The 24,907-nt window shown below is 50.8% G+C and carries 24 protein-coding genes; 19 read left to right on the top strand and 5 right to left on the bottom strand.

Features of this window, described 5'->3' with window-relative positions; genetic code table 11:
- Positions 1 to 42: 42 nt before the first annotated feature.
- A complete protein-coding gene (locus BBD42_RS32080; protein ID WP_237163487.1) occupies positions 43 to 1,425 on the bottom strand; it encodes a BaiN/RdsA family NAD(P)/FAD-dependent oxidoreductase in 1,383 nt (460 codons plus the stop codon).
- Positions 1,426 to 1,525: 100 nt separating this feature from the next.
- On the opposite strand from BBD42_RS32080, the gene BBD42_RS02260 reads away from it, so the two are divergent.
- The 7 genes from BBD42_RS02260 (at position 1,526) to acpS (ending at position 7,063) form a co-directional block, all read left to right on the top strand.
- On the top strand, positions 1,526 to 2,386 hold the full coding sequence (locus BBD42_RS02260) for an alpha/beta hydrolase (protein WP_099516814.1): 861 nt from the start codon (positions 1,526 to 1,528) through the stop codon (positions 2,384 to 2,386).
- Between the two features lie 35 nt (positions 2,387 to 2,421).
- Positions 2,422 to 4,104, top strand: a complete 1,683-nt coding sequence (locus tag BBD42_RS02255; protein ID WP_237163336.1) for an ATP-binding protein — start codon at positions 2,422 to 2,424, stop codon at positions 4,102 to 4,104.
- Between the two features lie 85 nt (positions 4,105 to 4,189).
- Positions 4,190 to 4,333 (top strand): hypothetical protein, encoded by a 144-nt coding sequence (locus BBD42_RS31670; RefSeq protein ID WP_172455364.1) that lies wholly within the window; start codon positions 4,190 to 4,192, stop codon positions 4,331 to 4,333.
- 178 nt (positions 4,334 to 4,511) lie between these two features.
- Complete coding sequence (locus BBD42_RS02250) at positions 4,512 to 4,946, top strand: BrxA/BrxB family bacilliredoxin (protein ID WP_056042709.1); 435 nt, start codon at positions 4,512 to 4,514, stop codon at positions 4,944 to 4,946.
- Between the two features lie 14 nt (positions 4,947 to 4,960).
- Positions 4,961 to 5,770, top strand: coding sequence for an NAD(+) synthase (nadE, locus tag BBD42_RS02245; RefSeq protein ID WP_099516813.1), 810 nt, complete (start codon positions 4,961 to 4,963; stop codon positions 5,768 to 5,770).
- 89 nt (positions 5,771 to 5,859) lie between these two features.
- A complete protein-coding gene (locus BBD42_RS02240; protein WP_099516812.1) occupies positions 5,860 to 6,588 on the top strand; it encodes an SDR family oxidoreductase in 729 nt (242 codons plus the stop codon).
- A 79-nt stretch (positions 6,589 to 6,667) separates the two neighbouring features.
- Positions 6,668 to 7,063, top strand: a complete 396-nt coding sequence (gene acpS, locus BBD42_RS02235) for a holo-ACP synthase (RefSeq protein ID WP_099516811.1) — start codon at positions 6,668 to 6,670, stop codon at positions 7,061 to 7,063.
- Between the two features lie 228 nt (positions 7,064 to 7,291).
- On the opposite strand, the gene BBD42_RS02230 is transcribed toward acpS, so the two are convergent.
- Positions 7,292 to 7,648 (bottom strand): c-type cytochrome, encoded by a 357-nt coding sequence (locus tag BBD42_RS02230; RefSeq protein ID WP_237163335.1) that lies wholly within the window; start codon positions 7,646 to 7,648, stop codon positions 7,292 to 7,294.
- A 154-nt stretch (positions 7,649 to 7,802) separates the two neighbouring features.
- Between BBD42_RS02230 and BBD42_RS02225 the strand changes: the two genes are divergently transcribed.
- From BBD42_RS02225 to BBD42_RS02210, 4 genes are all read left to right on the top strand, one after another.
- Positions 7,803 to 8,699, top strand: coding sequence for an AraC family transcriptional regulator (locus tag BBD42_RS02225; RefSeq protein ID WP_099516810.1), 897 nt, complete (start codon positions 7,803 to 7,805; stop codon positions 8,697 to 8,699).
- Complete coding sequence (gene mutY / locus BBD42_RS02220) at positions 8,696 to 9,955, top strand: A/G-specific adenine glycosylase (RefSeq protein WP_099516809.1); 1,260 nt, start codon at positions 8,696 to 8,698, stop codon at positions 9,953 to 9,955. The genes BBD42_RS02225 and mutY overlap by 4 nt, the downstream gene beginning before the upstream one ends.
- Positions 9,956 to 9,976: 21 nt before the next feature.
- Entirely contained in the window at positions 9,977 to 10,609 is a 633-nt protein-coding gene (locus BBD42_RS02215) for a bifunctional 4-hydroxy-2-oxoglutarate aldolase/2-dehydro-3-deoxy-phosphogluconate aldolase (RefSeq protein ID WP_099516808.1), read from the top strand.
- Positions 10,610 to 10,850: 241 nt separating this feature from the next.
- Complete coding sequence (locus BBD42_RS02210; protein ID WP_099516807.1) at positions 10,851 to 11,990, top strand: transglutaminase domain-containing protein; 1,140 nt, start codon at positions 10,851 to 10,853, stop codon at positions 11,988 to 11,990.
- Positions 11,991 to 12,185: 195 nt separating this feature from the next.
- Here the strand turns inward: BBD42_RS02210 and BBD42_RS02205 are convergent, their stop codons facing one another.
- Positions 12,186 to 13,328, bottom strand: a complete 1,143-nt coding sequence (locus BBD42_RS02205) for a virulence factor (protein ID WP_099516806.1) — start codon at positions 13,326 to 13,328, stop codon at positions 12,186 to 12,188.
- A 172-nt stretch (positions 13,329 to 13,500) separates the two neighbouring features.
- Between BBD42_RS02205 and BBD42_RS02200 the strand changes: the two genes are divergently transcribed.
- The 3 genes from BBD42_RS02200 (at position 13,501) to BBD42_RS02190 (ending at position 17,684) form a co-directional block, all read left to right on the top strand.
- Entirely contained in the window at positions 13,501 to 14,631 is a 1,131-nt protein-coding gene (locus BBD42_RS02200) for an MBL fold metallo-hydrolase (protein ID WP_099516805.1), read from the top strand.
- Positions 14,632 to 14,769: 138 nt separating this feature from the next.
- Positions 14,770 to 15,840 (top strand): Gfo/Idh/MocA family protein, encoded by a 1,071-nt coding sequence (locus BBD42_RS02195; protein ID WP_056042682.1) that lies wholly within the window; start codon positions 14,770 to 14,772, stop codon positions 15,838 to 15,840.
- Between the two features lie 224 nt (positions 15,841 to 16,064).
- A complete protein-coding gene (locus tag BBD42_RS02190) occupies positions 16,065 to 17,684 on the top strand; it encodes an ABC-F family ATP-binding cassette domain-containing protein (RefSeq protein ID WP_099516804.1) in 1,620 nt (539 codons plus the stop codon).
- 225 nt (positions 17,685 to 17,909) lie between these two features.
- On the opposite strand, the gene BBD42_RS02185 is transcribed toward BBD42_RS02190, so the two are convergent.
- Both BBD42_RS02185 and BBD42_RS02180 read right to left on the bottom strand, forming a co-directional pair.
- The gene (locus BBD42_RS02185; RefSeq protein ID WP_099516803.1) at positions 17,910 to 19,127 is read right to left on the bottom strand and encodes a ParB/RepB/Spo0J family partition protein; all 1,218 of its coding nucleotides are present in this window, start codon (positions 19,125 to 19,127) and stop codon (positions 17,910 to 17,912) included.
- 178 nt (positions 19,128 to 19,305) lie between these two features.
- Positions 19,306 to 21,033 carry a methyl-accepting chemotaxis protein gene (locus tag BBD42_RS02180; RefSeq protein WP_099516802.1) on the bottom strand — a complete coding sequence of 576 codons (1,728 nt, stop codon included), beginning with the start codon at positions 21,031 to 21,033 and terminating at the stop codon, positions 19,306 to 19,308.
- A 176-nt stretch (positions 21,034 to 21,209) separates the two neighbouring features.
- On the opposite strand from BBD42_RS02180, the gene BBD42_RS02175 reads away from it, so the two are divergent.
- The 5 genes from BBD42_RS02175 to BBD42_RS02155 all read left to right on the top strand — a co-directional run bounded on the left by BBD42_RS02175 (position 21,210) and on the right by BBD42_RS02155 (position 24,893).
- Positions 21,210 to 21,980: a DeoR/GlpR family DNA-binding transcription regulator gene (locus BBD42_RS02175; RefSeq protein ID WP_099516801.1), complete on the top strand. Its 771-nt coding sequence runs from the start codon at positions 21,210 to 21,212 to the stop codon at positions 21,978 to 21,980.
- A 22-nt stretch (positions 21,981 to 22,002) separates the two neighbouring features.
- Positions 22,003 to 23,514 carry a sugar ABC transporter ATP-binding protein gene (locus BBD42_RS02170; RefSeq protein WP_099516800.1) on the top strand — a complete coding sequence of 504 codons (1,512 nt, stop codon included), beginning with the start codon at positions 22,003 to 22,005 and terminating at the stop codon, positions 23,512 to 23,514.
- 97 nt (positions 23,515 to 23,611) lie between these two features.
- On the top strand, positions 23,612 to 23,965 hold the full coding sequence (locus BBD42_RS02165) for a hypothetical protein (protein WP_099516799.1): 354 nt from the start codon (positions 23,612 to 23,614) through the stop codon (positions 23,963 to 23,965).
- A gap of 72 nt (positions 23,966 to 24,037) precedes the next feature.
- Positions 24,038 to 24,457 (top strand): SMI1/KNR4 family protein, encoded by a 420-nt coding sequence (locus tag BBD42_RS02160; RefSeq protein WP_099516798.1) that lies wholly within the window; start codon positions 24,038 to 24,040, stop codon positions 24,455 to 24,457.
- A gap of 40 nt (positions 24,458 to 24,497) precedes the next feature.
- Positions 24,498 to 24,893: an immunity 22 family protein gene (locus BBD42_RS02155; RefSeq protein ID WP_099516797.1), complete on the top strand. Its 396-nt coding sequence runs from the start codon at positions 24,498 to 24,500 to the stop codon at positions 24,891 to 24,893.
- Positions 24,894 to 24,907: the final 14 nt, after the last annotated feature.

Raw genomic sequence — 24,907 nt, 5'->3', positions numbered from 1 at the left:
TTTTGTCAACAAATTAGCGGTACTTTATTTCGTCGCAGTCTTTTAGCTGTCTGAGACAGCCAGTGCCGCGCTTTTTCCTGCGTTATAGCCTGTTGAGAAGGCCGCAGTAATGTTATAACCACCTGTGTAGCCATGAATATCGAGAACTTCGCCGCAAAAATAAAGGCCAGCGCTTTGCTTGGAGCCCATCGTCTTCGGATCGATTTCCTTCAGATGGACCCCGCCGCCGGTGACGAAAGCTTCCTCAATGGACAGCGTGCCATTTACTTTTACGGGGAAAGCTTTGATTTGCTTAGCGAGCGCAAGAAACGGCCCCTTGGGAAGATTGTCATACGTAATATCGCCGCTGATGCCATTTTGCTGAAGCAGAAAATCCAGCAGCCGCTCCTGCAAATAGCCGCGAAGCACATTTTTAATCGCTTTTTTCGACTCCAGCTTCGCCATTTGCATCATTTCCTGATAAACCTCGGCTTCGGAGCGTCCCGGCAGCAAGTCGATGGTGAGGAGCACAGTAGCACCCTCCCTTGCTCCGCTTCCTGAATGCTCTATCGATTCTAAAGGGCCTGCGTCACCTATACTGCCATTTGCTGTGCTGGAACCTTCAGCAGTGCCAGAAGCGCGCTGCTCTTTGCTAGCCGCCTGTTTGAGCGCTTTGACGACGAACTGGCTGCATCTAAGGGCGGTTGGGCCGGATATGCCGAAGTGGGTGAAGATCATATCGCCTTCATGGGTAATCAATTTTTTGCCTTTCGCATTCCATACCGTAAGCTCTACCTCGCGCAGGGAAATGCCTTGCAGTGTTTTGCTGCGTATCCAGGGCTCGGATGATGTGAGAGGCACTTCTGTCGGATACAGCTCAGTAATCGTGTGCCCGCCGCTGACCGCCCAAGGGTAGCCGTCTCCAGTTGAACCGGTATGGGGGACGGATTTGCCTCCCGTAGCGATGATGACGGCTTTCGCTGCGAGCTTTTCACCATTTTGCAGCAGCAGCCCTTTTACCGCACCATCCTTGTAAAGAACTTCGCGTACCGGCGTATTCGTTCGAATGTCGACACCTTGCTCGCGGACTTTGCGAATGAGCGCATCGACGACCGTTTTGGCTTTGTCCGATACCGGGAACATCCGGCCGCGGTCCTCCTCCTTCAAGGCAATGCCCATCCCTTCGAAAAAGGCGATAATATCGCGATTGCCGAACGCATTTAGCGCACTAAATAAAAACTTCCCGTTTCCGGGTATATGTTGGATGAGCTGATCCATCTCTTTTGCGTTCGTTACATTACAGCGTCCGCCTCCGGAAATGCCGAGCTTGCGCCCCAGCTTGTCCCCTTTATCAACAAGAAGAACAGAGGCTCCGTGCGCGCTTGCAGCTACTGCTGCCATTAGGCCGGAAGGGCCTCCGCCAACAATTATAATATCGTACATGATTCACTCAGCCTTTCTTTCTACAATCTTGTTCATTGTACCATTCTTTCGACAAAATATTGAGTTATAATAGAACATAATTCATCAGCTGGAGGTGCCTTGGATGATTCGTATGGAATGGACGTTTCAAGGTTGTGGGGATACCGAACTATACGTAAGGGAGTGGAAGCCTGATAAGGAGCGTCCAAAAGGCGTTTTATGTCTAATACATGGAATGGGCGAGCATGGTGAACGATATAGCGCCTACGCGGCGAAGCTCGTTGCGGCTCGATATGTTGTAATCGCTCTCGATCAGCAAGGCCACGGCCGTTCATCCGGCCCCAGAGGGCATCTGCCTTCTGTAGATGATGCGGCAGCCCATGCCGCCATGCTGGTGGAGCAGGCAGCGCAGCGCTATCCAGAGCTGCCAATCTTTCTTTATGGGCACAGCATGGGAGGAAATATCGCGATGAATTGCGCGCTGCGGCTCCAGCCCGCAGTGAAGGCGCTCGTGCTTTCCAGCCCATGGCTAAGACTGGCCTTTACACCACCCCGTGCCCAGCTTTGGCTGGGGAAGCGGCTGGCTGCCTTTTGGCCAGGGCTGCCGCAATCAACGGGATTGGGAAGCGGGAAGCTGTATCGGCGAGGCTATGAGGAGGCCGTCCATATTGAAGGAGATCCGCTGTGCCATACCCGAATTACGGTTAAAACCTTCCTGAGCCTCCATGATTCAGGCGAATGGGCGATAGCCAATTGCGGACAGCTGCATGTGCCGCTGCTGCTCATTCATGGCGCAGCAGACAAAATCACCTCTCATAATGCGAGCGAGCAGGTGGCACAGCGGCTTGGCGAGGCATGTACCTTTGTTTCTTGGCCTGACGGCTATCATGAACTGCATAATGATCTTGAAGCTCAACGTTTTATTGAAGTGGTGACGAACTGGCTGGATATGCATACAGATGAATATAAGGATCACGCAATTTAATCTAGTAAGCGATTAGGGGGGGAGACCTGTCGTTCGTGTTGAAAGAATTGCTGTTACAATTCGTTATTTCACTTATTCCTGTATTTTCCTTTCAGCTCTGGCATTATAAGCAGCGCAAGGAAAACCATATTCGAATGTTTATAACGGCTGCAAGCGCTATCGCAATGGTTGCGTGCATGTCGGTTTCGACGGATTTTAATGGATATGAGCTGAATTTCCGCTTCGTTCCGTTTATTTTGGGTTCTTTATACGGAGGGGTGTATGGAGCCCTCGTTCTTGATCTGCTTTATATTTTCCTTAGAGTACCCGCGCTTGACACTGATGCGGAGAAAATGGTTTTTGTCTTTTTCATGCTTGTTCATGTACCTATTATATTGCTCTCAGCCAAGCGATTCAGCAAAAAGCCCTTGCATCGAAAGCGGCTCATAGGGGTTAAATCGATAACGCCGATCTCCGTCTACATATCATTAATGTTTGTCTTGTTTATGATGCATGAGGGCTTTTACTGGTCGACTGAACTTGTGGCCGTATTTATTTCACTTATAATTGGCTCGATCGTTGCCATTTGGTTGTCTATTTTTATTGTGGAGAAATTTGTTGAAAATTCGCGGCTGCAGCTGGAGCTCAAAAATGTTTCGTCCAGCTATCGGCTAGAAGTAGAAAAACAGCAGCAGTTCATAGATGAAATGCTGCTGGCGATTTTGTTCACAGATGAGCATGGCATCATCACGCATTTGAATGCGAAGGGCAAGGAGCTTTTCCAGCTGCAGTTTGAGGCAAGCGAAGATTTGTTTACCGGAAACGTACATCTGGATGCCTTTTTTGCTGCTAAAGAGGATGGTGCCTATATCAAGCTGCTTGAGGATGCGCTCGCTGGTGCCAAGAGCAGCACAGGGCCGCACACGGAAGACGGAAAAACGCTGCTTAAGACGGCATTCGCCATCCGCAGGCAGGAGGACCAATCGATTGCGGGAGCCGCCCTTATTGTCCAAGATGTAACAGAGCTCACGCTGCTGCGCGATGAGCTGGGACGAATGGAACGACTTAGTTTAATTGGGCAAATGGCTGCCAGCATTACGCATGAGATTCGCAATCCGATGGCGGTAATACGTGGCTTTATGCAGCTGATGCGGGAGCGCAGCCGGTTGAATGAACAGCAATATTACCAGATCGTTATGGAGGAGCTGGACCGGGCGAATACGATAATAAGCGACTTTTTGTCATTGGCGCAAAATCGTTCCGTCCCGATGGAAAAGCATTCTTTGCAAACGATCATTCAAGAAATATTGCCACTGCTTCAAGCGGACGCCAATCTTAGAGGACAGGTTGTGCAAACGGAGCTTGCCGATGATTTGCCCTCCTTCCTTATGTCTGACAAGGAAATTAAGCAGCTGCTGATTAATCTTGTGCGCAACGGCATGGAGGCGATGGGGGAGAAAGGCATTTTGCATATATTTACTTGCTACCTCCCTCTGGAAAATAAAGTGGTGCTGCGCATTCGCGATAATGGCGTGGGTATTCCTGCTGAGCAGATGAGCCAGTTGTTTAAGCCGTTTTTTACGACGAAGTCCAAGGGAACCGGACTAGGGCTGCCGCTTTGCCTCAGCATTGCCGAAAGGCATAATGGCAAGCTGGAGGTGGAGTCCGAGGAAGGCGAAGGAACGACTTTTATTTTAACCTTTATGCTGGGAGAAACGGATGTTTTGCCAGCACTCTAATGCTCAAATAACATAATGGAAACTAAACCTGCACATACTACCTTTGCCTGTCAGTCATCAAAAGACGGATGAAGGAGGAGAACATATGGAGCGCAATCAAGCGAAGTCTGAACAATCCCTGCAGCAGGAGCAGCAAAATGCTGAAAATGCCAAGAAACGCAAAGGGACGTCCGAAGCAGAAGCTGGTTTCGACAAGAAGCTGGACGGCCCGAATCGTCCGTCTATTTAATGAGGCGAGCTTTGAGCGCAGCCTGCTTGCTTGCAGCCTGCGGTCACCCGCAGCCTGTGGGCAGGAGGAGTGCGGAATCATAGAGCAGCAGTTGCGACATGGACGGCTGTTGCTTTATTTTCCTGCCCGGCGTTATAATAGTAACTAAATTTAGGTTATCAAAAAGGAGTGTATTTCAGTGTCCATGTCATTTGAGAGATACATGTTGGATATGGTTCAACCGATGCGTGATGATTTGACGCGTCTTGGCATTCAAGAGCTTCGCACACCGGAGGATGTGGAACAAAATCTTCCCGATGCAAAAGGAACGGCGCTTGTAGTCGTAAACTCCGTATGCGGCTGTGCAGCTGGCCAGTGCCGCCCGGGCGTAGCGGAAGCGCTGCAGCATGATATTACACCAGACCATTTGTTTACTGTATTTGCTGGACAGGATAAAGAAGCAACGGCTAAAGCGCGCGAGTTTTTCGCACCGTACCCGCCTTCTTCCCCATCCATCGCGCTAATGAAGGACGGAGAGCTTGTTCATTTCATTGAGCGCCACCAAATCGAGAACCGTTCCGCGTCGGATATTGCAGCCGATCTGGCTGATGCGTTCGATCGGTTCTGCCGCTAAGGGCAGGAGGAACTATGAGCTTACAAGCAGATATTATTAAAAGGCTTGGCGTTAAGCCGGTCATTGATGTAGATCAGGAAATCCGCACCCGCGTTGATTTTCTCAAAAAATATGTATTGGACTCCCATACGACTGGCCTGTTGATCGCTATTAGTGGCGGCATTGACAGCGCAGTAGCAGCGGGCCTTTGCAAAAAAGCGACCGATGAGCTGACGGCTGAAACCGGTCGTGACTATATGACGCTTGGCGTGTACCAGCCGTACAGCGAGCAGTCGGATATTTCCGACAGCTACGCGGTATCGGAGGCATTTGGTATTACGAAGACTGTGGAGACGAACATTGGCGAAGCGGTAGACGAAATCGCCATTGAAACGGAGCATGGTTTGAAAGGCATCGGCATCCATCGTCATATTAGCCGCGGCGGCAAAGGCAATGTGAAGGCGAGAACGCGCATGGTTGTCCAATACGCGCTCGCCTTTGACCTCAATTTGCTCGTTGTTGGTACGGATCATGCATCTGAAGCGATCACAGGCTTTTATACAAAATGGGGCGACGGAGCGGTTGATATTACGCCGCTCAGCTCGCTGAACAAACGCCAGGTACGCCAGCTTGCTTCGCATCTTGGCGTGCCGAAGAGCATTTTGGATAAAGCGCCATCCGCTGGGTTATGGGATGGGCAGACCGATGAGGATGAGCTTGGCATTACCTACAATGACAACAGCGATTATTTGGAAGGCAAGGAAATTGGCGCAGAGGCGAAGGAAAAGCTGGAGAAGCAATACCTGAAAACCGAGCACAAGCGCTCGCCTATTCCTGGCATATAGTTATAAACGTATTTTTAGAAGCTTGTCCGCTGCAAAAGCGGGCAAGCTTCTGTTATTATGGAGCAAATACGTCATAGGGGGAATAGGGCATGGAATATGCGTTAGTGACCGGAGCGGATCGCGGTCTGGGCCTTGGCTTTGTCAGGCAGCTGCTGTTGAAGGGATTTACCGTATTTGCCGGGCGTTATGCCTCGGATTGGCAAGGCTTGTCTGAGCTAAAACAGCAGTACGGCGAGCAGCTTCATATAATTGAATTAAACGTTGCGGAGGATGCTTCCGTCATGGAAGCATCGCGCCTTGTAGCTTTACATACCGATAAACTGGATATCGTCATCAACAATGCGGCCATACTTGGCGATATTGAGGCCAGCGTGGTGGATGAGCTCGATTTTGACGAAATGCTGAATGTATTTAATGTCAATACGCTAGGGGCGCTTCGGGTATCCAACGCTTTTGCCCAGTTGGTCCTGGCAAGCGGCAGCAAGCTTATCGTTAATATTTCCTCTGAAGCGGGCAGCATTGAAGACAGCACGCGTACGAGCTGGTTTGGCTACTGTATGTCGAAGGCAGCATTAAATATGCAATCCAAACTCGTTTACAACCGTATTAAAGAGGGCGGAGGCCATGTACTCGTGCTTCATCCAGGCCGGGTTCAAACCTATATGCAGGGCAAGCTTGATGCAGATGGGGATTTTACACCGGATCGTTCGGCGATTGCGCTTATTGAAATGATGGAACGCCAGCTTGTCGAAGTGAAGTCGGGGGCGAGACCGGAGCTTATGCTTTTGAATCCAGATGGCTCACAGCGGCCTTGGTAGCTCTTGCAGGCGAGATAGGGATAGGACATAGCAGCCGGGCAGGGCGCAGATCGAGTAATCATTGAAGGCAGGCGAAGCAATGATAGTAGGAATTGGCCATGATATAACGGATATGAACAGAATGCAGGCGATACTTGCCGGCAGCTCGGCGAGGAGATTTTTGCAGCGAATTTTGACAGAGCCGGAGCTTAAACTCGGAGAGGGTTATGAAGGGAAGCGAAAAGTTCAATTTGCGTCGGGCCGTTTTGCGGCGAAGGAGGCGGTAGTCAAAGCGTTTGGCTGTGGCATTGGCGGCATTATTGGCTTTGGCGATATTAATATTTTACGTTCGGAATCAGGGAAGCCGGAATGTGTATTGTCCGAAGGGGCATGGCACAGGCTGGGTTTATCTGCTGCCGCAATACGCATTCATATTACGATTACGCATGATCGGGAGCTGGCATCTGCCGTAGCCATTGTCGAACAGCTTGCCTAACGAGCTGCTTATTGTAGCAAAATAGTTGGTTATACAAAATTATGATACGAATTTTAATGTTGATGTCAACTTTGTCATTATCAGGGGGCTTGCTGCCGATAAAGATTAAGGAGACTGAATTCAAGCATCTTAGCTGCCGCTATCATTCGGCACGTTATATTATACAGCATGTGTTGGCAGCAGGCTTGCTCGCCGCCTATTCCGATGGCGGCGGACAAGCCTGCTCGTCTATTTTTTGCCAGCAAGCCAAGCGGCTAGTCCAGCGATTTCCTCGCTTGTGAGACGATCCTTGAAGGGCGGCATGGAGCCTTTGCCATTTTGGAGCTGCTTCACAATGTCTGCCTCGCTCATCCGGGCTCCAACCTTCTGCAGATTGGTCTCAGTACCCATGCGGCCCTGCAGGTCTGTGCCGTGGCAGCTGATGCAATTGGATTTATAGACAGAGGCGGTGCCATCAGGCGCATCCATATGCGGCGTTGCTTTCGTTCCTGGCTGTGAAGTGCCTCCGCAGGCAGCAAGCAAAACGGTAGTCAGGACTGCAAGCAGCAGCATGTTGCCCCAGACTGATAGAGAAATGCGTAACATAAGGGTTCCTCCCAAGTTATCCATTTTAGGAAATCATAGACTCAGTATAGCGGATTGCTTGCTGCAACTTCCATAGGATTTTGCCAAGGAGGGCGCTATAATAGAAAAGACTAACAAGAAAATACGACAAGAGATCGGTAGGCATAGGAGACATATGGAAATAACTGGCGAACATATGCTCAACCAACAGTTTAAGCAGTTAAAGGCTGATGTGATGGTGGCATCCTATTCGAAAAGCCCGGCAGGCTGGATAATGAGGCGGGCCGAGCCTGACTATTTCTGCTTATGCTACGTCGATAATGGTGAAGGTTGGCTGGAAATGAACGAGACCAAATATCAGGTCAGCGCCGGGCGGCTGTATTTGCTGCGTCCAGGCTGGGCACGAAGGTATGGCTCGCTGGGCGAAAATCATTTTATCCATTATTGGTGCCATTTCCGCGCGGAGATGGCTGCCGAATCCTATATCCATTTGGCTCATTTGCCGCTAGAGGTTGAAGTAAGGGACGCACAGGTCGTGAAGCAGCTGTTTACGAAGATGCTTGCGGCGCAGGAAGAGAGCGATCTCACGGGCGAATTGCGGACGAAGGCTGTGCTTTTCGAGCTGATTGCGCTGTTCATGGAAGACAGCCGGACGCAAAACACGACTTTGCTGCAGCTATCCGAGCATGAGCACTGGAATGAAGTGCTCGTCTATGATGAAGTGCTTAATTTTATTGAAGAAAATTTGAAACATCAAATTCCGATTGGTGTGCTGGCCAAGCTGGCAGACCTGTCGGCTGAAGGATTTCATGCTGCGTTTAAAAATAAAGTCGGCTGCTCGCTCGTTCAATACATCACGCAGCGGAGAATAGCGACAGCCAAGAAGCTGCTGCGCACGACGAATTTGCCGATTGCCGCAATTGCGGCGGAGGTCGGCATGCTCAATCATTATTTGTCCCGGCTGTTCAAGCAGCAGACGGGGATTACGCCTTCGGAATACCGCCGAATTATTTGCAGCAGCGCTTGGCAGGAGGCAGGGCAAACAGATCGAGAGGAGTACAGAAATACATGACAGCGGAAGCAAAACAACATTTCAGCAGAGAACTGCTACATTGGTACCGGAGAGGCAATCGCGATTTGCCATGGCGTAAAAGCCGCGATCCTTACCGGATATGGGTATCGGAAATTATGCTTCAACAAACGAGAGTCGATACCGTTATTCCTTATTATGAACGATTTATGGACAAATTCCCCTCGGTTCAGGCGCTTGCCGAAGCGCCCGAGCCTGAGGTGCTTAAGTGCTGGGAGGGGCTTGGTTATTACTCGCGGGCGCGGAATTTGCAAGCAGGAGCGCGTCAAGTGATGGAGCTGCATCAAGGGCAGGTGCCGGATGATAAAACAGCCGTCGCCGCCTTGAAAGGCGTTGGGCCTTATACGAGCGGGGCGATTATGAGCATCGCCTTTAATCGGCCTGAGCCAGCTGTAGATGGCAACGTCATGCGTGTGCTCTCCCGTTATTTTGCGCTGGAGGACGATATTGCAAAGCCAGCCACGCGGGTGAAAATCGAAAAGCTCGCCGCCGAGCTCATTCCTGAAGGGGCAGCAGGCGATTTCAATCAAGCTCTAATGGAGCTGGGAGCGCTCGTCTGTACGCCAAAGTCGCCTAGCTGCTTGCCATGCCCGGTTATGGAGCATTGCGAGGCAAGAATCGAAGGCCGCGAGACGGAGCTTCCTATTAAATCGAAGGCGAAGCCGCCGCGGGCGGAGGCGCGCATTGGCGTCATAGTCGAAGGCTCAGGCGAGCATGAAGGCAAGGTGCTTGTCCGGCAGCGTCCGGCAACTGGACTGCTTGCGCAAATGTGGGAGCTGCCGCATTTGCTCGTGCCGAAGGAACTGGAACCGCTGCTTCGTTTCGGAGAAGAGCAGCTGACGGAGCAAGCTCCGCTTGGCGGTCTGCTGACCGAGGCCGTCGCAGGCGATACGGGCTTGCTCATTCGTCCTCAGCGGCAGCTGATGGACGCCGATCATATTTTCAGCCACATCCACTGGAAAATGAGAGTTTATAAGGCGGATCTAGGTGCGATGAATGCAAGGCCTACGGCGCAACTGGCGCAAATGGCTGCTGAAGCTGCGGCTGTCTATACAGCTGCTGGAAAGCTGGCAGAACAGGCAGAACAGGCAGGGCAGACAGCTCTGATAGAGCAGACAGAGCAGCAGGGAGCGCTTCGCGAGCCGTATCGGTGGATTGGGCCGGAGCATATGGATGAGCTGGCCTTCCCGAATTTATTTTTGAAAATTTTAAGAGATTATTGGAATCAGGATTTGTAAAGCCGAAGGGAGAGCTTTGGAATGAGCGAAACGTTGAAGCAGCTGCTTGAGCACAAAATCGTTGCGATTCTTAGAGGAATTGAGGATCGCCATGCGGATGCGGCAGGACAAGCACTAATAGACGGCGGAATCCGCCTAATGGAAATTACGCTGAATACGCAAGGCGCTACAACGATGATCCATCGCTGGCGCACCAAGTTTGACGGACAAGCTATTGTCGGCGCAGGTACAGTGCTGGACCTTAAGATGGCGCAGGAGGCAGTAGCGGCAGGGGCACAGTTTATTATTTCGCCGAATCTCGACGAGGAGGTTATTGCTTACGGCGCGGAGCATGGCGTATCTGTGTGGCCTGGCGTCATGACACCTACCGAAATCGTCAAAGCTTGGAGGGCTGGAGCGGAAGCGGTCAAGCTGTTCCCAATGGGAACGCTGGGCACGAAATATTTGGCTGAAATTCGCGGCCCGTTAGACCATATTCCGATTATGGCGACAGGCGGAGCGGATTTGCATAACCTCGGCGAATATTTCGGCGCTGGGGCAAATGCCGTCGGTCTGGGCAGCAAGCTCGTTAACCTTGAATGGGTACGCGAAGGCAAGCTTGAACTTGTTACGGAGCGGGCGCGGCAGTTCGTTGATGCGGCAAGCAAGCTGTAATTCAGGCTCATCCTCAATACCCCAAACTAGCAATTGTATAATATAAGTTTTCTATCATCTAATGGGGGTAATGAATAAATAAAAGGGCCTGCGGCAACAAGGCCGCAGGCTGCAAGAGAGAATATATAATAAAGGGGGGTCATAAAGCTAGTATAATTGGATAAGATGAATATAACCTGAGCGATATATTACAGTTATATTACAAGAAGGAAATCGGTTACAAAAAAGGTGGGTGAGCATAATGCGTTTTTCCATTTGGAAACCGGCAGTTATCGCGGTGGCGGTGTTAGGCACGCTTTATTTTACAATGAAGCAGGAGTGGCTGCCTGTATTTGCAGCATCGGAGCAGCAGGGCCAAGGCAGCGGAACGATCAGTCAATTGGAGCAGGAATTGGCCGCACATTTTAAAAATAGAGAAGAGCATTTTACGCTTCAATATAACGGGGATAGCAGCAAGCTGTCGGCGGAGCTTAAATCTATTATTGACCGCGCGATGGCGAAGGATGATTATACGGCGTATATTTTGGAGTCTTATGTGTATACGACGCGCAGTCTCGGTACTCGTTCAACGATCAAGATGGAGGCGAGCTACCGGGAATCGAAGGAGCAGACGGCCGAGGTTGACCGCGTAGTCGCGCAGCAGCTTAAGAAGCTTATAACCTCAGGCATGAATGACCATTTGAAGGTGAAGGCTATTCATGACTGGATTGCGGGCAAGCTGAGATATGACCAGTCGCTGAGCCATTATACCGCTTATGAAGCGATCACGACTGGAAGCGCGGTATGCCAGGGCTATGCGCTGCTTGCCTACAAAATGCTGAGTGAAGCGGGCATTACGACGAAAATTGCCGAAGGTACAGTCGATACGGGCGATCATGCGTGGAATATGGTGAAGCTGGATGGGCATTGGTACCATCTTGATGTGACATGGGATGATCCGGTGGCGACTGATCCCGCAGCGCCGGCCGATACGATCCAATACAGCTATTATTTGAAAACAGACAAGGAAATGCGCCATGACCATCAATGGAAAAAGAGCTATCCAGCCGCGACTACTTCGTATTCCGCAGAGCTAGACAAGCTTGAGAAGAAAGGCGGCTCCGCCGCAGCTTCTTACAAAAAGCTTGGGCAGCAGCTTGGCTTCCAGTGGCTGAAGCCGGAAAACATCGTCGCCGACCGCGCGGCGCTGACCGAAAAAATCCGCGCTGGCGTAAAACGCGGAGCGACCAGCCTGGAGTTTCGCTATATGAAAGGCGATACGTTTTCCGCTGATCTCAAAAGCGCCGTAGCTGCGCTGCAAGTGCCGATTGGCTACTCTGCACGCTATGAGCCCTATTTGCATGATGGCTCGCAGCTGGTGAAATTGCAGCTGACCTATTGAATAATGTACGAGCCGCACAGTAAAGCATAAGCTTTACAGCGAAAAAATGCTCCCAATAGCAAAGCGAGTTAAATAGCAAAAAGACCTCCTGTCTCCCTTCAGCTTACTGAAGGCGAGCCAGGAGGTCTTTTGTTTATCGCGGCAAAAGAAAAGGTAATCTTATAGTAAGAGCGCTAACCGTTTACAGCTGGAACTTTATTTGCCCTGCTGGCGGGCGGCCGTCATTTGCTGCCAGACGGAGCCGGCCGCTTCCTCGCCACGCTCAATGCGCTCCAAGGCAATTTGCGCTTGCAGCTGAATCTCGAACTCGCTGTCCTGTGCTGCAATGCGCAGGGCAGGAATAGCCGATTCGTCGCCAACTTCATACAGGAAACGGGCGGCCCGCCAGCGCACAAGCTTGTTCGTGTCGCTGAGCGATTCGATCATCGGTGCAGTAGCGGCAGGATCGCCCCAATCGGAGAGCGTGTCTCCAGCCGTTCTTCGCACCGATACCGATTTGTCGCGAAGCGCCTGGAATAAATAAGGCATTGCCTCATCTGTGCGAAGGTCGCCCAAATAAACAACGGCGAGCCGCCTAATCGACACCGTGTCGTCGGTCAGCGCCTTGGCGAGGAGCGGCAGCAGCGCAGGCTCTGGCGTCAGGCGGTCAAGCGCGGCATAACGAATGCGCCAGTCCGGCGATTCCAGCCGCTCGGCAATTTCACCCGCGGTTAGCGGAGCCGGCCGTGCCGGAGCGGCTGCGGCATCACCGTCTGCTACGCCTTGCGCCTTGGCGGCAGCGATCAGCTCTACTAGCCGCTCCGCCGTATAGGCGGCTTCCAGCTCGCGGACGACATCGGCGGCGATTTCTTCAAGCTCGCCATAGCGGACGCCGAACTCCTCCAGCTTGCGCTCGCGAATCATCGAGGAGCCTGCCGCTTCGCTGACGGCGTTCGTGAACTGCTCGGGCAGCGCGGAGCGGGCTTCGCGCTCGCCATTTTTCACGCGTACCTGCATCGGAATGCCCCGATACATCTGTACGAGCACATGCGCCTCGCCGTAGCTGTTCTCGGTCAAGGCTGCTTGGCCAGCTCCGCTGTCGTCGCCGTGCAGCAGCGTTCTTGCTTCGGCGAGAATGAACGCCCAATCCGCACTCGATACGCGGTCGAGGGCAATAAAATCAGCGGTGCGGAAAATGCTGCGCACCCCTTCTATAGCAAGGAGGCTTTTCAGTGGCTCCGGTGCGCTTTCTGCTTCTTTTTTCGAAAAAGTTTGTCTTACGCCGCGCGGCAGCGATTCATCCATATTCAGTTTCATGGAGTTCGGGCTGGGCGTCGGTTCAATGGATAAAAGCTTCACATTTATCATCCTCCGTTCATACAATTCAAAGGTTATGGGTTTAGTTTACATGAATTTGCAGGAGGATGCGAATACAAGGTGCATTAGAAGTGTCAGGAAAGTTGCTTCGATCACTCTTAGTTGGTATCTTAAAGCTATACTCTATTTTCGTAACGCGTAGGAGGAAGCCAGGATGAAACCCAGAAGATTTGAGAATCAGCAGCAGGTTCAGCAGCATAACTCCTTTAAACAGTTTCAAAGATGGCGCTCAGAACGATCAAACAAGATGAAAATCAAAGATTATTCATATACCGTGCCGAATGTAGAGCCGGATTTGCAATATTTGCACCACAATCGCAAGCATCCTTCCGTCACATGGGTCGGACATTCGACTTTTCTAATCCAGATGGCGGGGCTCAACATTGTGACGGACCCGGTCTGGTCAGGGAATATGGCTTTTGAAAAAAGGCTTGCGCCCCCGGGCATTCCCATCAGCGATGTGCCCCCGATTGACGTCGTGCTCATTTCCCATTCGCACTATGACCATTTAAACATTAACTCGCTCCGCAAGCTGGGAGGCGTGAAGCAAATTCTCGTCCCTGCGGGACTTGCAGGAAAACTTAAGCTCAAGGGCTTTCGCCGCATTAAGGAGCTGCATTGGTGGGAATCGGTCCATATTCATGGCGTAAAATTCACCTTCGTGCCGTCTCAGCACTGGACGAGGCGCAATCCGTGGGATACGAACAGCTCGCATTGGGGCGGCTGGGTGATGGAGCCATATGCAACGCTGCCAAGCGGAAGCAGCGACCACTCGCACGCGCACTCGCACGCGCAAGTGCATCTGCACGGCATGGGCGGAAGTAGCAGTGTGGCGGAGCGTGAGCAGCCAGCAGCAGAAGCGGCATCGGAAGCAGCCAAAGCAGCAGACCGCCCGGGCCATTCCCACGGGCCGGGACATGCTGCCCGTCCTGTAACGGGAATTGCGCCCACCGTCTATTTTGCAGGTGATAGCGGATATTTTCCCGGCTTTAAGGACATTGGGCGCAAATTCCATATCGATGTTGCGCTCATGCCGATAGGCGCCTATGAACCGGAATGGTTCATGGGGCCGCAGCATGTGACGCCGGAGGAATCGCTGCAGGCGTTCGAGGATGTGAACGCGAAGTATTTTGTGCCGATGCATTATGGTGCCTTCAAGCTGGCCGATGATACGCCGCGCGAAGCGCTGGACCGCCTTGAAGCTTGCCGGGAAAGCCGCTGTATTGAGGAAGAGCGGATAGTCGTGCTGCCTCATGGGGAATCTTGGCGGCTTGCAGGACAATAAATGCCAAACGCGGACAAGAGAAAGCCAAAACTGTGAAATGACTTCCTGCCCGTTTCATGCGTATACTTAGTAAGCAGGCAAATAGACAATGAACGACAATAATAAATAACAACGCATCGTTATTAGGAGGAGCACGTAATGAGTCAACCGATTCGTATAGGGATTATTGGGGCTGGGGCTATCGGCAAAGTGCATATGGAAACGTTTCAGAAGGTTGGGGCCGAAGCCGCAATTGTAACGGCAGTAACGGATGTATATTTGCCGCTTGCTGAGCAGCGCGCAGCAGAGTTTGGCATCGCGACGATTCACGAAAGCCCGCAGGCGCTCTTGGAAGATCCGGAGCTCGATGCAGTCATTATCGGCGTTCCGAACCAATTTCACGCGCCTTTAGCCATTGAGGCATTGAAGCAGGGCAAGCATGTGCTGCTTGAGAAGCCGATGGCAATCGATTCCGAGGCGGCCCGCACGATTTATGAAGCGTCGCAGGCTGCTGGCAAAGTACTTATGATGGCGCATCAAATGCGCTGGCTCGGCATTAACCGTGCGATTAAAGCGCGTGTGGAAAATGGCGATCTCGGCTCCATCTACAATGTAAAAACCGGCTGGTTCCGCAAAAAAGGCATTCCAGGCTGGGGTTCATGGTTTACCCGCAAGGATCAGGCAGGTGGCGGCCCGCTTATCGATATTGGCGTGCATATGCTTGATTTGTCGCTATATTTGATGGGCAACCCGCGTCCGGTATCGGTATATGGCTCGACGTATGCCGAGTTTGGCCCGAAGCGCCGCGGAATCGGCACTTGGGGTACGCCGAATTGGGACGGCTATTATGATGTTGAGGATTTGGCGACAGCGCTGATCAAGTTTGAAAATGGCGCCACCTTGTCGCTGGACGTAAGCTGGGCAGCCCATTCGGCTTCGCTAAGCGAGGAGCCATTTATCCATCTGATGGGTACGGAAGGCGGAGCGGCGCTTGTGGGCACGAACGGCTGCTTCGTTACCCATGAGGATGATAAAGTAGTGGAATCAGAAATCGCGCCATTTGATGGAGAAGAGGACCGCGTGCTGCTAAGCAGGCATTTCATCGACTGCATTAACGAAGGCAAGCAGCCGATTGCTTCGGCACTAAGTGGATATACGAACAGCCGGATATTGGATGCGATCTACGAATCTTCCCGTACCGGCAATGAAGTAAAACTGCACTGGGACTAAGCTGGGAGCAGGGATAGCAGCGCAGAAGGCCTTATGCGGCCTTGCTGGCGCAAAGCACATTAGGAGCACGGTCCCGAAGGCCGCCGTTTGAAACGGCAGCTTCACCGGGGCCTGTTCGCGCGCAAAAATGCAGCGAATTGACAATTCGAGGTTCGTTTGCGGGCATACTGTGCTATAATAATGCAAGATAATGAGAATGAATGTGAAGGACGGGATTGCGAACCATGATTAGTACTACTGGCATAACGCTTCGATTTGGGAAGCGGGCGCTTTTTGAAGATGTTAGCATTAAGTTTACGCCGGGCAACTGCTACGGCCTTATTGGCGCGAACGGCGCAGGTAAATCGACGTTTTTGAAAATTATGTCCGGAGAAGTAGAGCAATCAAGCGGTGAGGTTCATATTACACCGGGCGAGCGTCTTGCTGTACTGAGACAGAACCATTTCGAATATGACGAGTTTGCTGTTATTGAAACGGTTATGATGGGCCACAAGAAGCTTTATGATGTAATGAAAGAGAAAGATGCGCTGTATGCGAAAGCTGATTTTACCGATGAAGACGGCATGCGCGCAGGCGAGCTGGAAGCTGAATTCGCCGACATGAACGGCTGGGAAGCCGAGTCGCAAGCGGCAGAAATGCTGAACGGCCTTGGCATCACGCCTGATCTGCATGACAAGTCGATGTCGGAGCTGAGCGGTAACGAGAAGGTACGTGTATTGCTAGCCCAAGCATTGTTCGGCGAACCGAACATTTTGCTGCTCGATGAGCCTACCAACCACTTGGACATTGAGTCGATCCGCTGGTTAGAAGATTTCCTTGCAAAATATGAAGGAACTGTCGTCGTGGTCAGTCATGACCGTCACTTCCTGAACACGGTATGTACGCATATCGCCGATATCGATTTCGGTAAAATCCAGATGTATGTCGGCAACTACGACTTCTGGTACGAGTCCAGCCAGCTGGCGCTTTCCTTGATGCGCGGCGAGAACAAGAAGAAGGAAGACAAAATTAAAGAGCTGCAAGCGTTCATTCAGCGTTTCAGCGCGAACAAATCGAAATCCAAGCAGGCGACTTCCCGTAAGAAGCTGCTTGATAAAATCTCCCTCGATGACATTCGTCCTTCGAACCGGAAATATCCGTTTATCAACTTCAAGGGCGAACGCGAAGCAGGCAAATCGCTGCTGCTCGTAGAAGGCTTGACGAAGTCGGTAGATGGCGTTAAGGTGCTGGATAACTTGACGATTGCCGTTAATAAAGGCGACAAAATCGCTTTTGTCGGCCCGAACGAACAGCCGAAGACGCTGTTGTTCCAAGTGCTGATGGGCGAGGTTGAAGCGGATGCTGGTACTTACCAGTGGGGCGTTACAACAACACAAGGCTATTTCCCGAAAGACAACTCGTCGTACTTTGACGGTGTTGATCTGAACTTGGTCGAGTGGCTGCGCCAGTATTCCAAAGATCCGGATGAAACATTCATTCGCGGCTTCCTCGGACGCATGCTGTTCTCTGGCGACGATGCGATTAAGAAAGCAAGCGTATTGTCCGGAGGAGAGAAAGTCCGCTGCATGCTGTCCAAAATCATGCTCAGCGGCTCGAACGTATTCCTGATGGATGAGCCGACGAATCACTTGGATCTCGAATCCATTACAGCGCTCAATAACGGCTTGATCGATACGGATTGCACGGTTCTATTCACTTCGCATGACCATCAGTTCGTTCAAACGATTGCCAACCGTATTATGGAAATTACGCCTAACGGACTGATTGATCGCATGATGACGTATGATGAGTATCTTGAAAGCGAAGAGGTTAAAGCGCTTCGGGAAAAAATGTACGCAGAATAATAGAGCTGGATTCAGCTTGCAATAGAGAAAGGCTGCCCCTCGTCTGTATGGACGATAGGGCAGCCTTTTTTGTGTTTGATGCAGCGGCTTCAATAGCAATAGTAGTAATAGTAATAGCAATAGTATTGGCAATACAATAACAGTTACAGTCGCGAATTCTCCTATGGTTAGGGCGAATCTGATTTAATCAGACATTTGGAAAAACGTATAAAGCTCGGTATCAGGCTATTCTTTAAGCTGGTTCCATTCCATCAGCTGATGCTGCAAATGGACAATTAGCTTGTCGACGTCCTGTAGAAAAGTGTCTCTGGCTTCCGTTTCCATGCTTTCGAGCGCCTTCGCCAGCGGCGGCGCGCCCGCAGCCTCCAGCGTCATCATTAATTGCTGAAGCTGGGCTAGCACAGGAGGCATCCCATCGACATCTGCTTCTGCTTCGGTAGAGGCGAGTGTCACTACGGCATTAGCAGGAACAGTTGCTTCGGGGACATTAGCAGCAGGCGGTTGCGCGGCCGAAACCGAAACAGCTGCGATATGAGCAGAAGCCGCATCAGCAGCAAGCAACGCTGTTTGATTAGGCAGATTGTCCAATACGCCGACCTGGTGCTGTTCTTGCTCTTGTACAAGCTGCTGCTGCATAGGCTGCTGCCCAGATTGCTGCCCAGATTGCTGCTCCGCTTGCAAGGGAGCAGCTTTCTTTTTCGCTTCTGCTGGCTGGGCTGGCTTAGCTCGCTCGGCTTTGTTGTTCTGGCGAATAGACCACGTTTCGAGCAGCGCGGGGCCGTTCTTGAACAGCAGCTTCTCCTTCGTGCTAGCGGAAATGTCTGCGTCTTTAAATAGCTTGGCGATTTTCTTAACATCGCTTACTGGCATTTCGTCACGCGCAAAAATAAGCGCGAGCGGGTCGCGCAGCTCCATCGGCAAGTCTTTAATCGGCAGCAGCTGATCTTCCGTCAGCATATCCTTGCGGATTGCTGTGCCGCTGACGATCCGTTTCTTGACCGCGCTGCTGAATTTGAGCAGCTCGCATTTATTTTTAATATACGATTCCGGCTTGCTGAGCTTGCTCGCCAGAAATTTCACCGAGCTGCTGAACTTCTCATTGTTCAGCAGCTTGTGAAACGCCTCCGCCTCTTCAATCGGCGAGAAGCCTTCGCGCGTCAAATTTTCGGCAATTTGCTCCAAATAAATATCCATTTCATTGGTCATCGTCGAGACGATGCAAGGAATCGTCGGCTTCCCGAGCGCGATGCAAGCTTTATATCTGCGGTTGCCATATATAATTTTGTAACGTCCGTTATCCGTTTTTCTGACTTTGATTGGCGACAGCAAGCCGAGCTCCGAGATGCTGGTTACGAGCTCCTGCAGCGACTGCTCGTCAAATTGGTAACGGGGCTGGTCCGTATCTTCATCAATCAGATTAATATCCATTTGTATAATGTCCATATCTACTCTCCTATCTATCCACCAGGCTTCCATGCCAGCATGGCAGGGCTAATGGGCCAACCTTCATTATATAACAAGGAGGGCCTTCGGGGAAATGAAGGCCCTAGAAATGACGGTATTATATGCTTCTATTTCACTGCGAAACGAGCGCCGCATATGGAAGGAAGGAAACATTTATTTACGCTTGTTCCGTTTTAAAACGGCTAATGAGTGCGTTTAGCTCCTCAGAGAGCTGACGCAGCGATTCCGCCGATGAGCTGATCTCATTCATCGAGGCCAGCTGCAGCCCGGAAGCATCGGCAACCTGTTCAAAACGGGAGGCCGACCCGCGAGAGATGCTCTCCATATCCTCGATGGAGGCCGCAACCTCCTGCGATCCGGCGGATAGCTGTTCGGATGCGGCAGATACCTCGTGCAGGCGCTCATTAATTGTGCCAATGCCGGAATGGATGGAGGAGAACGATGCTCCAGCCTCCTGTACAACGCTTAGTCCTGCGACTACTTCCGTATTGCTCGTTTCCATCTGCCTGGACAGCTCCGAGGTATGGCGGACAATTTCAGCAATGAGCGTCGCCACATGCTCGGAGGATTCCTGGGATTGTGTGGCAAGCTTCCTCACCTCGGAGGCAACGACGGCGAAGCCGCGCCCTTCCTCGCCTGCACGGGCAGCCTCGATTCCAGCATTAAGGGCAAGCAAATTGGTCTGTGCGGCAATGCCTTTCATAATCGAAATAATCTCGACAATTTTACCGGAATGCTGTTCAAGCTGTGCAGACGTTTCAGTCATTTTGGAAGTGGCGGCATGAATGGTGTCCATCCGCTCAATGACAGCGGAAATCGCTTCTTCGCCATTTTTAGCGCTGCTTGTCGTCGCTTCCGAAACGGATGCGACGATGGCAGCGGAATGGGCAATATGCTGCATGCTAGAAGTTATCGCTTCCATCGCATGCGTGACTTCCCCAGCGCGTACAACCTGTGCGGCAGCGCCTTCCGACGTTTGCTGAATGCTGTCTGTAATCGTAACGCCTGCTTCCTTCGTCGCAAGGGAATGGGAAGAAACGGCTTCGGCAGCTGTAAGCAGCCGGTCCGAGCTGCTGCGAATGCCGCTAATGACCATCCGCGTATCTTCTACAAACGTCTTGAAAGCAGCAGCCAGCTGCCCAACCTCATCCTTGCGGTTCAGGTCAATGGCAACCGTAAGGTCGCCGCTGCCGACACGTGCAATCAGCTTTTTGAGCTGGACGAGCGGCCCTGTCAAATATCGGGCGAGCAAATAAACGAGCAGCAGACTGAGCGCAAAAATCGCCAGTGCCATCCATATCATCGTATTGCGGTTTTGTTCCATTAGCTCGAACACCTTAGTCGCATCAAGATCAGCGCCGACGAGGCCGAGCAGCTTGCCATCGGCAGACATAATCGGCACATAAGCAGATAAAGTAGAACCATAATCATCTTGCGTCAGCTCGCCAATGCTCGGCTTCATTTCTCGAAAGGTTGTAATCATGCCAACATAGGGAGTCTCTTCGACCGAGCCAAAGGGGGAAAAATCATCCTCTGCGACATCCTGAGGGGCGCCATCGACGACGTAAAAGTAGACCGGCTGTCCGCCCTCTTCGCGCATGCCGAGCGTATATAAATATTTTAAGCCGTTCGCTTCACGCATATCGTTAAGCTGGGCACGAAGCTCATTGTAATAATCAGTTTGCTCCATGCCTGCACTGAGCTTATCATATTGCTGCGTATCAACAAGGCTGGCTGCCCGCTCCGCTACGGATTGCGCTTGCATTCCCATCGAGTTCTCTACTAAATGGGCGGAAGCACGATAGAGCGTAACACCAAGCACCGAGCCAATAATAAGCAAAATAATCGAGAAAAACATAAAAATACGCATAAACAAGCTATTCATCAATGAAAGCAGCCTCCCTGGCATCTTTTGCAGCAATAGTTCGTAAGTTTTACTACCTATATGTATCGGCAAAAATAGAAGGCGTTATTAGGGCGGGCAGAGGGCCAATCACAAACAAACAGAAATATGCTATAATCGCACCATAAGAATCATTCAAAGAAAGTGGAGCATACCTTATGTTTGCGATAGAGAGAATCAAAAAAATTAAACAAATTTTATTAAAAGACAAGCGTGTTGACGTTGTGGAGCTGAGCGAACGTTTCTCGGTAACCGAGGTAACGATTCGCCGGGATCTCGACAAGCTGGAGCAGCAAGGTTTTTTGGTGAAAATATATGGCGGTGCCGTGCTGAATGAGGAAGATCAGCCGGGCATGCCGACACTGGCAGTAGAAGACAAGCTGCAGGGCGAGAAGCGGCTTATTGGGCAAATTGCCTCGCGGCATATTGAGAACGGCGAAGCGATTTTTATCGGGACGGGTACAACTTGTTTGGAAATTGCCAAGCATTTGAAGGAGAAGAAAGTGACGGTCGTCACGAATGATCTGCTCGTCGCCTTAGCGCTTAAAGATACGCCAGGCGTGAAGGTTATGCTGACAGGCGGCGATTTAATTGCAGGCACCTCTACGCTCATAGGCGGGTTTGCGCTGCAGACGCTGAGCGGCATTTATGTGAAGAAGGCGTTTATAGGCGTGAAGGGAGCTCATTTCCAGGCGGGCTATACGGTAGACAGCTATGAGGAAGCGATGATGATTCAGGGCGTGCAGCGCATGGCAGGCGAAATCATTATAGCTGCGGATTATACGAAATTTGATGCGCCAGGCTTTGCGAAGCTGGGAGAGCTGACGATGGCGGGCAAAGTAATCACAAACAAACAGCTGCCGGCCGAATACAAAAAATATTATTTTGAACATGCAATCAAGCTGTATACGACGTTTGAGCTGGAGTAGTCCTGCGGGGGAGAGAACGAAGTTGAGCGAATTATTGACGCTGCGAAATATTAGAAAGCGCTTTAATGAAATGACGGTGCTGGACGGCATCCATTTGTCGATTGAAAGCGGCCAGGTTCACGCGATTATTGGAGAAAATGGGGCGGGCAAATCGACGCTGATGAAAATATTAGCCGGACTTTTTCCGCCGGATTCTGGAGAAATTGCGCTTGGCGGAGAGCTTGTCAGCATCAGCAGCCCGAATGAGGCGCAGGAGCTTGGCATTGCAGCGATTCATCAGGAGCTGCGGCTGTTTCAGGATTTGAGCATTGCGGAAAATATTTTTATGCGCCGCGAGCCCTTGAAGCCGCTGTTATGGCCGAAGCTGATTGACTGGGACCGGCTGCATGAGCAGACCGCGAGCTATTTGCAGCAATTTGGCATGGCTGTCGATTCCCGGGCGCGCGTGAATTCGCTATCCATCGGCGATCAACGTTTCGTCGAGCTGATCAGGGCGCTGTCCCAGCAGGCCCGGATCATTATTATGGATGAGCCGACGGCCGCACTGAACAATCAGGAATGCGAGCGGCTGTTCGAGGCTATTCGTCATTTGAAACAGCTGGGGGTAGCGGTCCTGTACATTTCCCACCGCATGGAGGATCTCCAGCATATTGCCGATCAGGCTACGCTGCTGCGTGATGGTGCGGTAATCCGGACCTGGCGCATGAACGAGGCGGCAAGCATGCCGGAAATTATGGAGGCGATGGCGGGCAAGGAGCTGCATAACCGCTATCCGAAGCTGAAGGTACAGCTCGGCGGCGAGCTGCTGCGAACGGAAGGACTCAGCCTAGCAGGCAGGCTGAATAATGTCAATTTGAGCTTGCGCAGGGGCGAGATTTTGGCGATTGCCGGGCTTGGCGGCGCAGGGAGGCGAACGCTCGCCAAGGTGCTTTTTGGCATAGAGGGGCCATATGAGGGTGCGATTCATTTGAATGGGCGTACCTTTAAGGCGATGACGCCGCATAAGGCGAAGGCAAATGGCATTTGCTATGTGACGGGCCTCCATTCAGAGGAAGGGCTGATCTTAAATGCGCCGATTGCTGAAAATATTACGCTGACGAATCTCCCGCGCGTGTCGCGAGCCGGATTTATTCGCAGCGGACAGGAAGCCGCTTATGCGAGAGATTTGATGGACCGCCTGGAAATTACCGGCGAAGAGACAGAGCGGCCGATGCACCTCAGCGGCGGCAAACAGAAGAAGGTCATTTTAGCCAAGTGGCTGTTCAGCAATGCCCGTATTTTCATTATTGAAGAGCCAACGGCAGGCATCGACGTCGTCTCCAAAATCGACATCTACAACATTATGAACGAGTTGGTGCTGTCCGGCAAATCAATCATTATGCTGTCCTCCGATATCCCGGAAATGCTCGGCATGTCCGATAGAATTGCCGTCATGCACGGCGGCTCCATCCGCCATACGATGTTAAGAGAGGAAGCGACGCTTGAGCGTATTCTGCATTATGCTTCAGGCGGCGAGGCCGTTCAGGAGGGTTAGCAGAGATTATATAAGGATATAGTAGTTTGTAGTTTTATTCGTTTAGCTATAAGTATCCCTGGGGGCAGATATTACTGGATGGGAAGGTAACTTAATAATGCAAATAACATTACCAAAAGCTTCTCAACTGCCGAAGGATTTTAAATATCCGGATGCTTTCTTAAAAACAGTTAGACTTCATTTAGTGGATTTTGATATATGGAATGTCATGAATGGGGAACAGGTTCTTCAAAGATTAAAGGGATTGCAAGAGAGATACCCAAATAGAATATTAATCCCCTTTGCCCGGAGAATGGATAATGATGATCTTGCTTGTTTTGAAGTAGGAAAAACGGAAGAAATACAGATTGTCCATGATTTTTCATCCCCTGGTTACGAGCAGCGAAAGTCCTACATGACATTTTGGGATTGGTTTAAAGATGCAATAGATGAAATGATTGATTTCGAATAACAATAAACAATATGAACTGAAGATAAAGATCATAGAATTAACGGATTTTATGACGGTTGGAGTGGATTGTTAATGGTCACTTGGACAACAGGTTATGATAAGGCTGATATTGAAAATGTTAAGATTGTTGAGGAGAAACTTGCTATACATTTTCCTCAAGACTATCTGAATTATGCAGTCAAATACCAAGGTGGCCGTCCATCTCCTTCAAATATTAGGGTGGATGGAAAAGGCAGTGTGCAATTTATTAGCTTATTGACGTTTTTGGCCTTTGATGAGCTTGATATTCTTGATAAATATAATTCAGTGAAAAAACATTTTCCAACTGGCTTAGTTCCGTTTGGACTAGGGGCGGATGAGCATCTTTTTTGCTTTGATTATCGTGCAGGCAGTACACCCTCGGTATTATTATGTAAGTCCTATTCCGATATTAGAATAGAAGTAATGCATATTTGGAACTCATTTAGTGATTTGATCTACAAATTCTGTTAGTTCTAATCGCTTTAAGACAAAGGGAAGGAAAGAGGCTATTGTGGAAAAAGAAGGTTATGTTTCATTATGGCTGGGGAAGATGTGTTCAGCGGAGCAGCTTAAGGAACTGCTTGAAATCAATTATGCAAGTGATGGAGATTCGGTTCCTTCCGCCTTTGCGGGGCATTTTGGCATTGAGAGGTATGATGATGGTTTCAGGGAAGCTGAATTTTTCGCGGAGGAAGGCCGGGGTGGCGATGCAGCGAATTTGCTAGCAGGTTTCTCCTATGAGGAGGATTTGATTCCGAAGTTTGCAGCTTTGCTAGAAGGAAGCACTTTGGATGAATGTAATACCGTCATTATGCTGTACAACTTTAAGTATGAAGGCAAGCAGGAGAACTATCAGGACACTTTAGCACAATTGAACTTTATCGGAAGCGTGCCGTATCAGACATAATACTCACATAAGCC

The organism is Paenibacillus sp. BIHB 4019 (assembly GCF_002741035.1).
Lineage (GTDB): Bacteria > Bacillota > Bacilli > Paenibacillales > Paenibacillaceae > Pristimantibacillus.
The sequence above is the reverse complement of the archived record's forward strand: the minus strand, read 5'-3'. Positions and strand labels throughout refer to the sequence as shown.

What these genes read in the sequence shown, in the direction of transcription:
- BBD42_RS02230 (WP_237163335.1), bottom strand. Translation starts at nt 7,648, where the DNA reads ATGTTACGCATTTCTCTATCAGTCTGGGGCAACATGCTGCTGCTTGCA.
- BBD42_RS02160 (WP_099516798.1), top strand. Translation starts at nt 24,038, where the DNA reads ATGGTCACTTGGACAACAGGTTATGATAAGGCTGATATTGAAAATGTT.
- BBD42_RS02200 (WP_099516805.1), top strand. Translation starts at nt 13,501, where the DNA reads ATGAAACCCAGAAGATTTGAGAATCAGCAGCAGGTTCAGCAGCATAAC.
- BBD42_RS31670 (WP_172455364.1), top strand. Translation starts at nt 4,190, where the DNA reads ATGGAGCGCAATCAAGCGAAGTCTGAACAATCCCTGCAGCAGGAGCAG.
- mutY (WP_099516809.1), top strand. Translation starts at nt 8,696, where the DNA reads ATGACAGCGGAAGCAAAACAACATTTCAGCAGAGAACTGCTACATTGG.
- BBD42_RS02185 (WP_099516803.1), bottom strand. Translation starts at nt 19,127, where the DNA reads ATGGACATTATACAAATGGATATTAATCTGATTGATGAAGATACGGAC.
- acpS (WP_099516811.1), top strand. Translation starts at nt 6,668, where the DNA reads ATGATAGTAGGAATTGGCCATGATATAACGGATATGAACAGAATGCAG.
- BBD42_RS02215 (WP_099516808.1), top strand. Translation starts at nt 9,977, where the DNA reads ATGAGCGAAACGTTGAAGCAGCTGCTTGAGCACAAAATCGTTGCGATT.
- BBD42_RS02225 (WP_099516810.1), top strand. Translation starts at nt 7,803, where the DNA reads ATGGAAATAACTGGCGAACATATGCTCAACCAACAGTTTAAGCAGTTA.
- BBD42_RS02175 (WP_099516801.1), top strand. Translation starts at nt 21,210, where the DNA reads ATGTTTGCGATAGAGAGAATCAAAAAAATTAAACAAATTTTATTAAAA.
- BBD42_RS02190 (WP_099516804.1), top strand. Translation starts at nt 16,065, where the DNA reads ATGATTAGTACTACTGGCATAACGCTTCGATTTGGGAAGCGGGCGCTT.
- BBD42_RS02165 (WP_099516799.1), top strand. Translation starts at nt 23,612, where the DNA reads ATGCAAATAACATTACCAAAAGCTTCTCAACTGCCGAAGGATTTTAAA.
- BBD42_RS02210 (WP_099516807.1), top strand. Translation starts at nt 10,851, where the DNA reads ATGCGTTTTTCCATTTGGAAACCGGCAGTTATCGCGGTGGCGGTGTTA.
- BBD42_RS02260 (WP_099516814.1), top strand. Translation starts at nt 1,526, where the DNA reads ATGATTCGTATGGAATGGACGTTTCAAGGTTGTGGGGATACCGAACTA.
- BBD42_RS02240 (WP_099516812.1), top strand. Translation starts at nt 5,860, where the DNA reads ATGGAATATGCGTTAGTGACCGGAGCGGATCGCGGTCTGGGCCTTGGC.
- BBD42_RS02180 (WP_099516802.1), bottom strand. Translation starts at nt 21,033, where the DNA reads ATGAATAGCTTGTTTATGCGTATTTTTATGTTTTTCTCGATTATTTTG.
- nadE (WP_099516813.1), top strand. Translation starts at nt 4,961, where the DNA reads ATGAGCTTACAAGCAGATATTATTAAAAGGCTTGGCGTTAAGCCGGTC.
- BBD42_RS02195 (WP_056042682.1), top strand. Translation starts at nt 14,770, where the DNA reads ATGAGTCAACCGATTCGTATAGGGATTATTGGGGCTGGGGCTATCGGC.